General features: G+C 44.9%; 16 protein-coding genes. 6 read left to right on the top strand and 10 right to left on the bottom strand.

Annotated features, from left to right (window positions below):
* Positions 1–25 precede the first annotated feature (25 nt).
* The 5 genes from C1S73_RS17930 to C1S73_RS17910 all read right to left on the bottom strand — a co-directional run bounded on the left by C1S73_RS17930 (position 26) and on the right by C1S73_RS17910 (position 5,985).
* Positions 26–862, bottom strand: coding sequence for a hypothetical protein (locus C1S73_RS17930; protein ID WP_038869732.1), 837 nt, complete (start codon positions 860–862; stop codon positions 26–28).
* Positions 863–1,104: 242 nt separating this feature from the next.
* Entirely contained in the window at positions 1,105–1,971 is an 867-nt protein-coding gene (locus C1S73_RS17925; RefSeq protein ID WP_050566710.1) for a LysR family transcriptional regulator, read from the bottom strand.
* A gap of 218 nt (positions 1,972–2,189) precedes the next feature.
* Complete coding sequence (locus tag C1S73_RS17920) at positions 2,190–2,963, bottom strand: siderophore-interacting protein (protein WP_038869731.1); 774 nt, start codon at positions 2,961–2,963, stop codon at positions 2,190–2,192.
* A 233-nt stretch (positions 2,964–3,196) separates the two neighbouring features.
* Positions 3,197–5,119: a S9 family peptidase gene (locus C1S73_RS17915; protein WP_038869729.1), complete on the bottom strand. Its 1,923-nt coding sequence runs from the start codon at positions 5,117–5,119 to the stop codon at positions 3,197–3,199.
* Positions 5,120–5,400: 281 nt separating this feature from the next.
* On the bottom strand, positions 5,401–5,985 hold the full coding sequence (locus tag C1S73_RS17910; RefSeq protein WP_038869727.1) for a LysE family translocator: 585 nt from the start codon (positions 5,983–5,985) through the stop codon (positions 5,401–5,403).
* A gap of 149 nt (positions 5,986–6,134) precedes the next feature.
* On the opposite strand from C1S73_RS17910, the gene C1S73_RS17905 reads away from it, so the two are divergent.
* Positions 6,135–6,575, top strand: coding sequence for an Lrp/AsnC family transcriptional regulator (locus C1S73_RS17905; protein ID WP_027726611.1), 441 nt, complete (start codon positions 6,135–6,137; stop codon positions 6,573–6,575).
* Positions 6,576–6,790: 215 nt separating this feature from the next.
* On the top strand, positions 6,791–7,969 hold the full coding sequence (locus tag C1S73_RS17900; protein WP_038869723.1) for a lytic polysaccharide monooxygenase: 1,179 nt from the start codon (positions 6,791–6,793) through the stop codon (positions 7,967–7,969).
* 55 nt (positions 7,970–8,024) lie between these two features.
* Here C1S73_RS17900 and C1S73_RS17895 read toward each other — a convergent pair whose 3' ends face one another.
* Together C1S73_RS17895 and C1S73_RS17890 are read right to left on the bottom strand one after the other, a co-directional pair.
* Positions 8,025–8,654: an HAD family hydrolase gene (locus C1S73_RS17895; RefSeq protein WP_038869721.1), complete on the bottom strand. Its 630-nt coding sequence runs from the start codon at positions 8,652–8,654 to the stop codon at positions 8,025–8,027.
* A gap of 16 nt (positions 8,655–8,670) precedes the next feature.
* Entirely contained in the window at positions 8,671–9,000 is a 330-nt protein-coding gene (locus tag C1S73_RS17890) for a DMT family transporter (RefSeq protein ID WP_005434828.1), read from the bottom strand.
* 187 nt (positions 9,001–9,187) lie between these two features.
* Here C1S73_RS17890 and C1S73_RS17885 point away from each other — a divergent pair, with 187 nt between their 5' ends.
* A complete protein-coding gene (locus C1S73_RS17885; protein WP_038869719.1) occupies positions 9,188–9,934 on the top strand; it encodes a hypothetical protein in 747 nt (248 codons plus the stop codon).
* Between the two features lie 168 nt (positions 9,935–10,102).
* Here C1S73_RS17885 and C1S73_RS17880 read toward each other — a convergent pair whose 3' ends face one another.
* Positions 10,103–10,993 carry a LysR family transcriptional regulator gene (locus tag C1S73_RS17880; RefSeq protein ID WP_038869717.1) on the bottom strand — a complete coding sequence of 297 codons (891 nt, stop codon included), beginning with the start codon at positions 10,991–10,993 and terminating at the stop codon, positions 10,103–10,105.
* Between the two features lie 108 nt (positions 10,994–11,101).
* Between C1S73_RS17880 and C1S73_RS17875 the strand changes: the two genes are divergently transcribed.
* Together C1S73_RS17875 and C1S73_RS17870 are read left to right on the top strand one after the other, a co-directional pair.
* A complete protein-coding gene (locus tag C1S73_RS17875) occupies positions 11,102–12,496 on the top strand; it encodes an MATE family efflux transporter (RefSeq protein ID WP_050566709.1) in 1,395 nt (464 codons plus the stop codon).
* Positions 12,497–12,501: 5 nt separating this feature from the next.
* Complete coding sequence (locus C1S73_RS17870) at positions 12,502–12,729, top strand: hypothetical protein (protein ID WP_102778976.1); 228 nt, start codon at positions 12,502–12,504, stop codon at positions 12,727–12,729.
* A gap of 115 nt (positions 12,730–12,844) precedes the next feature.
* Here C1S73_RS17870 and C1S73_RS17865 read toward each other — a convergent pair whose 3' ends face one another.
* On the bottom strand, positions 12,845–13,156 hold the full coding sequence (locus tag C1S73_RS17865) for a cupin domain-containing protein (RefSeq protein ID WP_038869714.1): 312 nt from the start codon (positions 13,154–13,156) through the stop codon (positions 12,845–12,847).
* Positions 13,157–13,164: 8 nt separating this feature from the next.
* The gene (locus tag C1S73_RS17860) at positions 13,165–13,815 is read right to left on the bottom strand and encodes a Qnr family pentapeptide repeat protein (RefSeq protein WP_038869711.1); all 651 of its coding nucleotides are present in this window, start codon (positions 13,813–13,815) and stop codon (positions 13,165–13,167) included.
* Between the two features lie 507 nt (positions 13,816–14,322).
* Between C1S73_RS17860 and ompW the strand changes: the two genes are divergently transcribed.
* On the top strand, positions 14,323–14,967 hold the full coding sequence (ompW, locus tag C1S73_RS17855) for an outer membrane protein OmpW (RefSeq protein ID WP_005434835.1): 645 nt from the start codon (positions 14,323–14,325) through the stop codon (positions 14,965–14,967).
* Positions 14,968–15,340: the final 373 nt, after the last annotated feature.

The raw sequence follows: 15,340 nt of genomic DNA, 5'->3' as shown, positions 1-15,340 counted from the left end.
CGCAAAGGCGGGGACTTGCAGGATGCTACATTCCGAAAATAGTAACTAGCTTGTGGAACGGCTGCGATTGGTGGAATTTATGTATCTGAGTCACTGAACCATTCGGATTGGTTTCTAAAGTTGTTTCTATTTGGAAATAGTTTTCAGGCAAGCCTTGGAAACGTTGCTTTGGAATCATAGTATTTTGCTCGTCATTGCTTAAATCATTCTCAATGGATAGCAGAGCACTACTTTGAAAAACCAAAGGATCAAATAATTGCTCCGCTACTACTTCTTCTACGCCGGGTGAAGAGTAGTATTGACGAATAACAAATTCAGAGACATTAAGGTAACTGTCGTTGTTAGGAAAACTCACATTCATTCTATACCCAAAATAACCAATAGACTGGAAGTGGTCCGTTATATCGAACTCTATTTTAGCTGAATATGGTATTTTACTTTCTGATTTATATGACTCAGAGTCAAAAGTGACAGTAAACTTTTTATGAAGGTCATTCCATTTACAATAAATATTGTATTTATCATTAGGTTTATTATCTAAAGAGTAATCCGATTCACAGAGATCATAAATCTCATCATAAGTTTTATTAAAATGATTGGCGACAGTTTGATACATTGATATTCCAGGTTCAATAGGGTGGACTGGCTCTTCTGGTCTTTCTGGCTCAATCGGGTGAACAGGTTCGCTCGGTTCAATCGGATGAACAGGCTCACCCGGTTCTATAGGGTGAACTGGAGGAGCGGGTTCGATTGGTTGAATCGGCCTTACTCCAGTATCAATGTCATTATCACCGCTTGTGTCTGAGGAATTACACGCAACCAAGAATGGCAATATACTCGCAAGCAAAAGAGTTTTTTTCATATTTTTACCTAGTCATTATAAATTCGTTTTGATGAAAAATAAGAACACTCAATTACTATTCCATTATCCTCTTTATTATTTTTTAATTTAAAGAGAAGAGTGATTCCTGACATTACGGTTAATGCCTTTCCTAATATTATTTAAGCCAACTGATGTTTAGATATAAACAGAATAAAAAAGTAAACTTCAGATTTACGATAGAACTATATTCGTATATTACCTCCTCTTTTTCTAAACTGCCTTTATGCGTATTCAGTGATTAATGTCTTTTTCAGCCAATCGGTGGCAATACCATTGGCTCGAATTTCTGATGTAATCATGTCCACTCGAAACAAATGCCCTTTTTCCCCAAGGCTCGTTTGAGCAATAGCTACTTTGTGTGAGTTTTGGTTCGCTAACGCCAGTGGGATGATAGCCCAACCTATATCTTGGCTTACAAGCTCTATGCTTGTTTCAATATCGTCAATTCTGATCTTGTTGACTTCTTCGAGGTCGAGGAAGCGATTGTCCAAATTGAATACACTACTTCGCGTTATTTGGGTGGTGCCTACCAAATCACTTGGTACGACAACTTTATTTTTCAAAGGGTTACCCGGCGCGCAAATTAAACAGGTCTTCACGTGATCAATAGTTTGATACTGGATCGTACTATCGAAAAAATGCCTTCCGACAATCAATGCTAGGTCTACTTCATCCTCTTCGAGCATGGCAACCACATCTTGGGTTGGGCGTTTATGGAGCACTAATTCCACTTGAGGAAACTGTTGCTGAAACCCAATGATGATTTGTCGCATCTTGTCATCCAGTAACCAGTCATCAATGGCGACCACGACTTTATCCTCAACACCTTGAGCCAAGTGTTCCGCATGGCGCAAAAATTTTCTCTCTGCTGCGAGCACGCTTTTGGCGTAACCGAGTAAATTATCGCCTTCTGCGGTGAGCTTTGGTTTATAGCCGTCACGTGAGAATAACTCGACCGATAAATCGATCTCTAAATCACTGATGGCATTGCTAATCCAAGACTGCGCTTTACCCTGCTTTCGCGCTGCGGCAGAAAAGGAACCAAGCTCAGCGGCATTTACAAAGGCTTTTACTTTATCGGTGTTCATGCTTGCCTCGTCGTTATGGTGGGTAGATTATCGACAGCTTAACGAGGTTAAAAGATAGACTCTATATGGATTTGTTATAGTGATTGAAGTGGTTTTTTAGAGAGAAGAAATGAGTTTGGTTGTAATTTATTGATATTTATAGGGTATAAGAAATAAACGCTGAGCTTTTGACCAACAAACTCAGCGTTATCTATAGTAAAAGTAATATAAAGTTACATTTACTGTTCGTTTAATTCTGCATCTTCGCGCTTGATGACCTTGTGGCCGTCTTCTGATACGCCTTGTTTCCAGTAACTGCTGAGGTAAAGGTTTTCACGCTCCACTTCTTTTTCGTTACGGAAGTATTGGCGTAGCGCGCGCATTGAGTCGAACTCACAAGCACACCACACTGCTGCTTCACCTGTTTTCCATTCCAGCGAGCGAACTTTATCTTCGAGTGATTGCTCGGTGATCCAATGGATTTCCATACCTGCTGGTGCTTCGAGAGCTTGGATATCCGCTTCCGAGATCACACTGATCACGGCATAGCCTGTTGCGTCTTCTGGCAGAGTGCGAATCTTTGCAGACAGTGCTGGCAGTGCAGTCATGTCCGCCGCCATAAAGAACCAATCAGCTTCTGTATTTAGGTTTGAGATGCTGCCCGGGCCTGCGATGTTGATGGTATCGCCTTCTTTTGCAGACATCGCCCAACGCGCCGCAAAGCCACATTGTAGGTCCTTGGTGATGTGACGTACGAAGTCGACTTCAATCGTGCATGCTTGCGGGTCGAAGCGACGAATGGTGTAAGTACGCATGACTGGGCGGCTGTCTTCTGAGAAGCCTTGAATATCGGTGCCGCCGGTTTCGTTGAACAACAGCTTGATGTAGCTGCCTTCGCAATCTTGTGGAAAGTTGCCTAGCGCGTCATCTTGCAGGGTAATGCGCTGCATGTTCGGTGTTACGACTTGTGTGTTGATGACAACGAGGCTTTTTGGTTGTGGTTTCTTTTTCATTTTAATTCACATTTCACTACGTTTGATAACTATTCTCTTTCTCATCTAAGATTAACAGCATCTCAATAAGGCAGATAGTGTCTTTATCTAAATTTACACTCTGATCTGAGAATCGGCGATTTAATTTCGGTACGCCTCGCTCAAATGAACACTTCGTCGTCCCGCTTTATAAGATAGTTACTGGACAATAAAAAAGGGCACCGAAGTGCCCTTGAGAGAAGAATGGAGCTTGTTTACTGCGTTTGTTCTAACAAATGCGTCTTCAGGAATCGATCCATCGCTTGGTAACCATCGAGACGGTTTTCTAGTGAACGGAAGCCGTGACCTTCGTTCTCCTTAACGATGTACTCCACTTCAACGCCGCGGTCGCGCAGAGCATTAACGATTTGGTCAGATTCACTCTTCACCACTCGTGGGTCTTTCGCGCCTTGCAGAACCAACAGTGGTGCTTTGATTTGGTCTACGTGGAACACCGGTGAGTAGGCTTTCATCATCTTCGCGTCTTCTGGATCTTCCGGATTGCCCACTTGCTCATGCAGCATAGCTAGGAAAGGTGCCCAGTATGGTGGGATAGAATCCATGAAGGTGAATAGGTTAGACACGCCAACGTAGTCGATGCCACATTTGTACAGGTCTGGTGTAAACGTCACACCAGCCAATGTCGCGTAACCACCGTAAGATGCGCCATAGATACACACTTCGCCATCTTGTGCGTAACCTTGGTCAATCGCCCATTTTACGCCGTCCGTAATGTCGTTTTGCATCGATTGGCCCCATTGCTTGAACGACTTCTCCCAAAACTCACGGCCATAACCCGTTGAGCCACGGAAGTTCATTTGCAGTACTGCGATACCACGGTTGGCAAACAACTGAACTTCTGGTTGGAAGCCCCAGTGATCGCGAGCCCAAGGACCGCCGTGCGGAAGAACAAGCAGTGGCAAGTCTTTCGCTTCACGACCTTTTGGTAACGTTAAGTAGCCATGGATGGTTTCACCATCACGAGCGGTATAAGTGATTGGCTTCATCTTCGCCATGTCTTCTGGCTTATGCCAAGGTGCGTTTGCAGCTAACTTTTCAAGTTGGTCTGAATCGCGATCGTAGTAGTAGTAATTTGGACGGTCGGTGTCGCTGTAGGTCACGACAATCATTTTTCTCTCGTCGCGAGTCGTGTTGTTCACCGAGATTTCAACGCCCGGAAGCTTTCCTTGCAGACGCTCAAAAGTCTCTTCATAACCTTTATCAAGGAAATGGTACTGACGCTTGTCCGTCACATAAGAGATCGTTGTGAGCTTGTTGAGTGCGTTTGAGTAATTTGCACTGGTGACGTCCACTTCTGGGTGAGAGAAGATCTCGCGCACTTCTTTGTTAGCCTTCACATCATATTCGATGATCGCTGATTTATCGCGAGTGATACGTGAAGCGACGTACAGGTTCTTGTTATCTGGTGTAAATGAGATTGGCGAGAAGTCTTCTTTAAAGGTGAGATTCTTCAATGGACGGAACTCTTCATCCACAGTGTCACGATAGAGGACTGCGGTGTTTACGCCGTCTGACGTCGAAATCACGCGAATGTTACCATCGTGGTCCGTACCCCAGTAACGCACGTTGCCTGGGTTTTGCGCAACCAGCGTGTTTTCACCTGTTTTCAAGTTATGACGATAAACATCAAACACTTGCGGGTTACGTTCGTTAGTCGTGATAAGAATGTCGTCAGGCTGACTTTCTAAGGTGTCGATAACATAAGCCACGACATCGGACGTTGGTGTGATGGTTTTCTCTTCGCCCGTTTTTACGTTTACCGTAACGAGGTAGAAGTTTTCATCACCACCCGTGTCGCGAGAGTAGATGATGGTGTCATCGCCAACCCAGTAGTAGTAAGCGATGTCGCGATCGGCTATGGATGTGATGCGCTTGACTTGATCGGCTTTGCCCACTGGATGAACAAAGACGTTTTTACGATCTTGCCACGGTTTCATCATCGAAATGTAATCGCCAGCAGGGGAGATTTGGTAGCTCGATACTTCTGAATTACGGAAGAAATATTCCACCGGATATTCTGGCGGAATGACCTCTGCGGTCGTGGTGGTCGAGGTTTGGCTACAACCCGAAACGAGTAAGCCAAAAGCGGTAGCAAGAATGAGCTTGCGAGTACGCATTGTGTAACGCTCCTTGTGTGACAGACCTGTCAGCATCGTGCTTGTCGGTCAGAGTGAATCGATTGTCGCGGCAAAATACAACGTCGTGACAAAGCAGTGACGAGGTGCGCCTAATCACTAAATTAGCTCAGGCGGATGCTTATTAAGTTTTCATGTTTTAGTCACTGCTGTTGCTACTATGACCCAATCCATCCGTGGAAGTGGCGATTATTTGTACTTACCGAACAAAGGATTAGCTAAAACTTGGTATAAGTCACACTTATCTTTCATTGTTTTGTCATTTATATCATTGGGATAGTCGACAAAAGCAGAAGCGCCGCCATGCTATAGTTGAAGCCTTTTACGCGTTTAGACGTGGTCAACCAACGTTGAAGTTGCATGCCTGCCGCCGTCCAAAAAGTCACAGAAGGCAGGTTTGCTAAGCAGAAGATACCGGCGATAAAAGCCAGTTCTAGCCAAGATCCGCCGCTACTGTATACGGTGATGGCAGTGAGTGCCATTGACCAGCCTTTAGGATTCACCCACTGAAACGCCACTGCACCCAAAAAACTCATTGGTCGGTAATCATCTTTGACTTCCGTTTTGCTGCTGGTTGCTATTTTGTACGTGAGGTACAACAAGTAAGTCAGGCTCATTACCTTCAGGACGCTATGCGTGATCGGATACGCGTGAAACAAGCCCATAAGACCAATGCCAACCAAAATCAGCATCGCAGCGAAACCCAGTGTGATGCCTAACATGTGTGGGATAGTGCGCTTAAAGCCGACGTTAGCGCCAGACGTCATAAGCATGATGTTGTTCGGCCCTGGAGTGAAGGTCGAGACAAACGCAAACAGTGCCAACGCACCAAGTTGATGATATTCCATAATGTGTTCCTGCATTTCTGTTTTGCCTGCGAATCAGCAGGCAAAGGATTACGTTTTCTGACCGGTCGAGAACAATGATAGGTAGAAGCGCCATCAATTTTGTGCTTTTATTTGACGAATACTCACTCACTAAACAACAAAAGAGCATCATGGATAGATTTGACGAAAGAATATTGCAAGCGCTGAAATCAGACGGAAGAATCTCCAATGTGGAGCTGTCTGAACGAGTTGGATTATCGCCATCCGCGACCTTGCGTCGAGTGCAAGATTTGGAGCGAAAAGGCGTGATTAAAGGCTATAGAGCGGTGCTGGATAATCAACAAATGGGCGTCGGTTTTGTCGCGTATGTGTCAATAGGCTTGGCATCGCATTCTAAACACGCGCAACTAGGCTTTGAAGAGCACGTTCGATTTGTCGACCAAGTTGTCGAGTGCCACAACATTACGGGTTCTAACGAGTATCTATTAAGAGTCGAAACTCAAGACCTAGCGGCGTACAAAGCGTTTCATGCCGATGTTCTTGGGGAATGCGAACACGTAAAAGCCATTACAACCATGGTGGTGATGGACACGCCAAAAGATGAGCGATAGCTCGTATAGAGAACATTGTTTTGTGGCACATCAATTTGAAGTGACTCGAAAGAGTCAGTCGAGTATGAGTAAAGTCCACATAAAATGCTGGAAAGCAGTCTGCAATCTGACAATTCCAGTATTTATTCTCACCTTCTAAATAATCTCATCCTGCTAGTTTTTCTACGTCGCTGCCCGGTTCGCGTGCAGTGGATCTGAAAATTTAAGGATGAATGATGAAATCATACGTAACCCTTCCTCTTGCAAGCTTGGGCGCACTTGCAGCTTTAAGCTCTTTTAATGTCAGTGCCCACGGCTGGGTCGAGTTTCCGAGCGCTCGCCAAAACACTTGTTATTTAGATGGCGGCTTTTGGACCAATGAAATCCCAAATCAAGCTTGTCAGGCCGCTTATGACGAGTCGGGCGCATATCCCTTCGTACAGCGTAGCGAGATTGCTGCAAACGTGCCGAACTACCGCGATATGGCGCATGTGAAAGCGATTGTTCGTGACGGTGAACTTTGTTCAGCGGGTGATGCTGCTAAGAAAGGTTTGAATATCCCATCTCCAAATTGGCAACGTACTAACGTGACGCCAGATGCAAACAATCAAATCGAATTGGTGTTCTTCGGCAAAGCACCGCATAACCCGTCTTACTGGGAGTTCTATCTTTCTAAGCCAACATATGATGATGCGCAACCACTGACTTGGGATGATTTAGAGCTGATTGATACTGCTGGCGATGTGTATGTGGATGCAGAAAAACGCTACCGTATGCAGGTAACCTTCCCAGCCGATCGTTCAGGTGATGCGATTCTCTATACTCGTTGGCAACGTATTGATGTGGCAGGTGAGGGCTTCTACAACTGTAGTGACATTACCTTGAACGGCAATGGTACAACGCCTCCAACCGATCCAGTAGACCCAACCGATCCGGCAAACAACCTGACTGCTCTGGGTTACTTTGTCCCACAAGGGTTTGGTCCGGTAGAGTCAGGCGACACGGTACGATTCCGCACGTTTAATGCAACGGGCAGCGAGATCGTCGATCTGTCACTACCAATCAGTGCAAACAACACCACAACGTGGGCTGCGGAGTTAGCTGACCAATTTAACTCGCAGCAAACGGGCGATTGGTACGTAGGTATTTGGCACGAAGCAATGAACCACTATATGTTCGATACCAACAACATCTACGCAAACCAAGTGTTGGCTCCGAACGCTAACTTTAGCTACGCGTTGTCATTAATTAAAGGTGATACTACACCGCCGGTTGAGCCGACCAACCTTTGGAGTAAAGATGCGGTGTACAACCAAGGTGACGTCGTGACACACAACGGCCGTGAATGGACAGCGCAGTGGTGGACGCGTGGTGAGGAGCCTGGAACTACAGGTGAGTGGGGTGTTTGGCGTTAAGCTTCATTCTTTCCAAATACGCAAAACCCTTCTCAATTGAGAAGGGTTTCTTGTTTTAATTCAGGCCGTTTTCGCCTTGCCAAGGTTGCCAGTTCATCATCGCATGATCGGCCAATTTGAGCATCGGAATGTCTTCGTGGGTATCGCCGTAAGCATAAATTGTTTCGTATTGGTTCAGGTCGAAAGCACGTTGCACACGCTCGACCTTTCTTTCCAAACTGCAATCACCACTTTGGTAACGACCACTAATGTGTTCGCTTTCGCTGAGTAATTCACTACATAGTAATTGGTAGCCGTGTGTTTGGCTCCATGGTTTTAAGTAGGCGTTAAGTGATGCTGAGACCACGACAATGGTGTCGCCTCGCGCTTGGTGCCATTCCAGTTTCGCTTGCGCTTCTGGGCGAATGTGTTTCTCAATCACCTCTTTTGCAAATTGGGTTCCTAGCGCTTCAACTTCTTGCGTTCCCCTTCCTGCAAAGGCGATGAAACTGGCGATAGGGCGCATTCGCTTAGCAGGAAGGGCGCCTGCCTTGTAGAGCGCATAAAACGGCAGAATCACAACGTTTCCGACCCACTTGCGCAGGCCAAAAACAGAATAGTGGAGGAAGGCGCTAAACATATCCTCATTGGTGATGGTGCCATCAAAATCAAACAGTGCGAGAGAGGGCTTTTGGCTATCTGACAATCCGCTGCCTTATGGTTTAGTGTGCGTGTCCGTGAGAGAAGTTTATCACCATCACGCCCGCTGCGATAAGTGCCATGCCAATCCAAAGGCTAGTATCCATGTGCTGGCGGTAAACCAATTGCGAGATCAAAGTCACCGATACAATTGCCAAACCTGCCCAAAGGGCGTGAACAATGCCAACTGGCATGCCGCCTTTCATCGCCTGCGCCAAACAGACAAAGGCAGCTAAGTGGCCAACTAGTACAAGGGTTGCAGGCAGCGGTTTGCTAAAGCCATCAGTGGCTTTAAGTGCAACGTGTGAAAGGGCTTCTGCGCCCACGCCTAAAAGTAAGAAAAACCAGCTCATTGTTATCGTTCGTCATCGGTTAATTTGGAATAGGGCTAGTATATTGATGTCGAATAAAATGATAATCCCATAAAAATTCAAATGACTTTTACTTAGTTGTAATAATAAGCCTGTCTTACATACGCTTACATCAACTCGTTGCCGCAATCGTTACACTGCCGCCGTCTTGGAAAAGGAGCGTGTATAGATGCATAAAGCAATAGCGAGTATTGCGGTGATGTTTGCACTGAGTGGCTGTGGTGGCGAAGGAATAACGACAGACTCTGTGCCTAAGTTTAAAGATCACAGAGCGAACTATGAGGTGGACGGTATCGATCTGCTGCATCGTTCGATTACCGACACCATCAGCGATGACTTACTGGGCTTTGAGGCTGAAAACTTGTCTCGCAAAGTGACTTACACGCTCGATCGACTCTCATTAAACATTTTGCGTGACTTTAATGTGAGTACCCTCGCGGAGTTAGAAGCATTAGTCCCGAATGTTGGTGACAACAAAACCTCTCTGATTTTTGAGTTTCACTTGATGCGGTTAACACCTGAAATGGTGATGGTCAGCTCATCGAACGAGATTGAACACTTCTTTTATGAAGCGGAGATCACTGAAACCCGTTTTGGTATCTCAACCTATAAATTCACCGAAGCACCAACGCGTGTTGACATGGTGGTGTATCCAGAAGGCATCGCGATTGAGGCATTCAACCAAGGTTATCAAGCTGAATATGATGCAAGCAAAGGCACGTACAAGGTGCGTTTGCAGTACGACGATAATGGTGAAAAAAGCCAATATGATGAGCTGATAGTGGACTTGAACAGTGATCAAGTTCGGCTGGAGAAAGGCACAACGACGATGGAAGGATTGGAAGTCAAAGACAGCATTGAGCAAAGCCATCGATTCGAATACAACCGCAAGCAAAACACACTCTCCATTCAATAATCATTTATTGAACATATTATCTTCTCGAATATTGAAGTGATGGTTAGGTTCATTTCTGAGCAACGGTTGGGAGACTGACTCGGAGTCATGGCTTCAATTTCTTTTGCGCTTCACCTAGACCCTTTATGCGCACATGGGGAAAGTTAGGGTTTCTTTCCCCGTTTTTCTTTAGCGAAAATAAGATGTTGCCAATTCTGAACACCATGTTACGAGCGCTTTTGTCGTGATTTGATGCTCCATTCCGATAGGGTGAAATAGGCTAAACGGCACCTTTATGTTATTCGCGAGAAGTGAAGTATTAATCTTTTTTAACTTTTTTTTGTGGGCATAGCGTTGACCAACGGACAGTGGAAGAAGAGTCCATCCACCATTTTCTAGTAATCTGACTAATAAAGCGTGGCTGCTTACGACTCGAGTATGTGTCGAGAAAGCTTGAATCATCCCCTCTCCGTTGACATGGTTATGCATAAGGTACTGCACCTCAAGCTGTGCATCTTCGAGGCCAAAATCAGTTTTGTATGCTAGGTCGCTATTTGGATTGACGAACAGACCATAGGCAACATAACCAAGATGTTTATAAGCGCATGGATACTCGGGTTCAATGCTTCCTTTTGCAGGAAGTATCGCGAAATCTAATTTATGCTCTGAAACCGCTTTTATTGCTTGTTCTCTATTTGTCTCTAGCCAATGTATACGCATTTGAGGGAATTGCTCTAGGCTTCGCCGTTCCAGCTCTGCGATAAGCTCAATTGGAAAGTCCATGTCGTACCCCAACTTCATTTCCATTTTCGGCTCATCAAACATGGCTTGACTAAATTCTTGCAGCTTTTGATTTTGACGAAGCACTAGACGGGTTTGTGGGTATAGGTGCTCAGCTCTTGGAGTCGCAAGGGCTTTACGCCCTTCAATAATGAATAACTCGAACCCTAAGTCATCTTCATAAGCTTTTACCAGTTCACGAACCGTCGTTCGGTCTTTTCCTAGGTGACGTCCAGCGGCGCTATATGAATGGTGTTCATAAACGGAGACAAAAGCGTAGAGTTGATCGAGAGAGTGCAAATGAATTTCCTTACATTATGAACGTAATATCCCCACATAAGTGGTTTTTAAGATAGTAATTATCCATCCATAATTGGTGCAAATTCTGTTATTAAATTTGCGAGAGAGATGTCCTTTAACTCCACATCTTACGCCAAAGTGCAGCCACCAATATTTAGCGCTGATCTATTCAAAGTTATTGTGACCGTAGCAATCCCAGTCACACTGCAAACCATTTTGTTCTCAAGCAAAGGGTTGATTGATCTCGTCATGATTGGGCAGCTTACTGAACAAAATATCGCAGCAATTGGTGTGGCGAGCCGCGCACTATTTGTGGTAACAATATTTTTAGCTGGTGTCACCGCGGGTGGAGCGATGCTGACTGCGCAATATTTTGGGGCCAAAGACCAGAAGGGGGTGACACGAAGTACTGCATTGACTTGGATAATGGCGACATTGGCGTCGTTCATCCCATTGTTTGCTTTTCACTTTTATGGTGATGACATCATAGGGCTGTCGACCAAATCGCCGGAAATCATCGCGTTGGGCCATCAGTACTTGCAGGTATCGAGTTGGAGCCTGCTCGCTGTCGCCTTTGTCGGTAGTGTTGCTGCTGGTTTACGAGCTATGCACCAAGCTGCGTTAAGTACCTGGTTTAGTGGCCTCGGCATTGCGTTAAATGTGTTGTTTAACTGGGTGCTGATTTTTGGTCACCTAGGGTTTCCTCAGCTTGGCTTAAAAGGTGCTGCGATAGCAACGGTCCTGAGCTCCATGCTGGAAGTGGCTGTGATTTATGTGTTCTTAAAGGTTAAGGCGCATCCTCTAAGATTTGGCACTCAAGCACTCAAAGATGCAGTTCAGTGGCGCTATGTTCGATCGTTTTTCGCTCTATCAACCCCGACAACACTTAATTTCTTAGCGTGGTCAGGTGGTTTGTTTGCTTATACCGCCATTATGGGGCAAACCGGAGAGGCAGGCTTGGTGGTGCTTTCTGTGATTACACCGATAGAGGCTTTTTCTCTCAGTTTTTTGACGGGTATTGCGAATGCTTCTGCCGTCATCGTTGGGAATCAACTTGGAGCGAATAAGCCTGAACTAGCCTATGCCCAAGCGAAAGGATTTACTGTTATTGCCATTGGTGTGACTCTGGTTGTGTCGATTTCTTTGTGGTTCCTGCAATCCTCGGTGTTAGATCTGTTTACGGCGTTATCTGCAGAAACAAGACGAATGGCAGAGCAGTTTTACATGATTTTGTGTGTTGGTATTTTGCTGCGTTCTTTGCCTACGTTAATGGTCGTGGGAGTGTTGCGAGCTGGTGGGGATGTTAAATTTTGCCTTTACCAAGACTTATGCACTCAATGGTTGTTTGGTATTCCATTAGCGGCTCTTGGTGCTCTTGTGTTCAGCTTTTCTGCACCGGTCGTATTTGCGATGTTCTTCTTAGAAACCTTATTTAAGTGGGTAGCGTGTTTGTACCGCTTTCGTAGTCGCAAGTGGATGAATTGTTTGGTTAAAGAAGGGTAATAGTAATGAACTTACTCAGTGTTTATGAAGCTTATGGTGTGACCATCGCCGTGCTTGTGTTCGTAATGATCTATTTATTTATTCACGTGAAATACATTCGCCACCATGCGATGCACAAGCGCTTTCTTGCGGCGCTTTGGGAGTTGATGAAGAACACCATTCACGGAGAGCACATCCGCACCATGGGTTACAAGCATGAAAAGGAAACAACAACGTCAAAAGAAAAAAAATAGCTAGGAAGGCTCTTATCGGGGCTGCTTTGATACAAGTCTAGAGCGATTCCACTTGTATCTTTTTGGGGAATGGTGAGCATACCTTCCCCTTTTTTATTTCTAAAATGATAGATGGTTATTGATAAAAAACTGCCAACCAAATCGTCTCTTGTTCTGGGGCTGTCCAACTGACGCGATGCTTCGTATGCGCTGGAATTTTGATGTGGTCACCGGCTTCTAAACGTTTTACAGAGCCATCTTCATAAGTCAGTTCGCCTGCGCCTTGCAGTACCAACACCCACTCATGTTCTTCTTGATCGTACCATTCGCCCTCTGGCGTGGTTTGCCCTTTTGAGACAATACGCTCGATACGCAGTTGTTTATGTGTGAGTAAGTCTTCGAACACTTCTTCACTCAGATCACTGGGTAGGTCTTTAAACAGATTCATAATGCTTCCTAAATAACGATCAGTCCAAATGGTGCGAGCAGTTGTTCTTGTTGCCAGTCGCAGATCTTAACACCGTATAAAGAGACGCGGCGAATGTCCAAGCCTTCTAAGTCGACGTGGGTAAGATCGCTCTCTTCTATATTAAAGCTGCCCCATTGTTCTCGACTGAATTCTCCTCTCGATAAGTCAGAGCCTTTAAAGCTCGCGCCCATCAAATTGGCACCGTTCCATCGGTTTTCAAATAGATCACATTTCTCTAGCAGTGCGCGCTCAAAATTGGTGTAAGCCAAGTTGCAGCCCGTGATATAGGCGATACAAAAGAACACCGTGTTGCTGACGCGATTAGCGAAGTTGGCACTTTGAAAGTTTGCGCCCTTCAAATCGCATTTGCGCAGTTCGATGCCGACGCAATCCGCGCCATTGAACTGAGACATGGCCAACATGCAGTTGCTAAAGCTGGCATCTTTCAGTTTGGCATAACGGAAACTGCAGCCTTCTATGTCGCTCGGTTGGATAAAACGGCAATCAATAAACTTTGCATCACTCAGATCGGCGTGGTCGAAATTACACTGATAAAAACGACAGTTTTCAAAGGTGGTGTTTTGCAAATCGTGATGAGAAAAGTCTTCTTGTTCGAAAGTGAGATCGTTCTTAATCATGGCTTTTTATCTTTTCCTTGTTCGGTTGGAAGCAGACTAACACCCTAAGTGGCTGATTTTCCAGAAATATAACTTGTTGTATTTCAGTGGCTTACAAAGGCCGAAAATCGCCAATTTAAGCGGTCAAACTGGCGATTTGAAGTGGGTGTTTTTTGAAAATAACCCGAGCATATCGAGAAAAAAGTTTTGTTGAGCACAGAGGCTCTCAGAAGAGGCGGAATGAGAACTGCGACGCACGCTTCTCACACGCACAGTTTGCATTACAGGATTGTGTCCTATTTGCATAATTTGTTGATCAATTTGGCGTTTTTGTATACGTAAAAGCTATATTTTTCACAAATTGATTTCCATCAAAATAGTAGGGTTTCTATATGCTAGATTGCGCGCAGCTCAAGAAAATAGTGATACTCGCGTGCTTCAAGGTTTTGGATTCATTAAGGAACTGCCCGAAAGGGAAGAGTGCAGCTGAGTACAAAAAGAAACAAAGCCCTACAAAAGGAAATAACAATGAAAAAAACAATCTGCAGTTTAGCAGTGGTTGCTGCGTTAGTGTCTCCAAGTGTCTTCGCTCACAGTGAAGGTGACTTCATTCTACGTGTTGGTGCGGCATCCGTTGTACCCAATGACAGCAGTGACAAAATCCTAGGTTCTCAAGAAGAGCTTAAAGTGGATTCCAACACGCAGCTGGGCTTGACGTTCGGTTACATGTTTACCGACAACATCAGCTTAGAAGTGCTAGCTGCAACGCCGTTTAGCCATGATATTTCTACAGATCTACTTGGCCTTGGTGACATCGGCGAGACCAAACACCTGCCACCAACAGTGATGGTTCAGTACTACTTTGGTGACTCACAAAGCAAATTCCGCCCATACGTGGGTGCGGGTCTAAACTACACCATCTTCTTTGATGAAGGCTTTAACGGTACGGGTAAAGGTGCTGGCCTTTCTGATCTGAAATTGGATGATTCATTCGGTCTAGCTGCAAACGTTGGTGTTGACTACATGATCAACGATAAATGGTTCCTAAACGCATCAGCGTGGTACGCAAACATTGAAACAGAAGCGACCTACAAAGCGGGTGGCGCGAAACAAAAAACTGACGTTGAAATCAACCCTTGGGTATTCATGATCAGCGGTGGTTACAAGTTCTAAGAAAAAGCAGTAGCAAAAGAACAACAATATTATTGGCATGACTTTTAGGGGCAGTTGCGGGGATTGCCCCTCTTTTTTATTTCATGTTCTTCTTCTACTAATCTCTCCTTTCTCTTCCTATATCTAGGATTTTTCTATTTGTAAACGCATCGATTAAAAAATGAATTTTCTGTTAATTCTCGATTGCTGAGAAAAGCGAGAAATTACAATAGCTAGGTTTTGAAATTGTTCTGATAAATTCGATGACAAGCATTCGGTTAATTATTAATCGAACGTCAAAATAAATATTACAAAATGAAGCTAAGGATTGGCTGACTAAGGAAAATTACTCGTAAAGCGTGGAATTTTTACGCGAGTATTTTTCAGTTTTGCT

This window comes from Vibrio jasicida 090810c, from assembly GCF_002887615.1.
In the GTDB taxonomy this organism is placed as follows: Bacteria; Pseudomonadota; Gammaproteobacteria; order Enterobacterales; family Vibrionaceae; genus Vibrio; species Vibrio jasicida.
The sequence above is the reverse complement of the archived record's forward strand: the minus strand, read 5'-3'. Positions and strand labels throughout refer to the sequence as shown.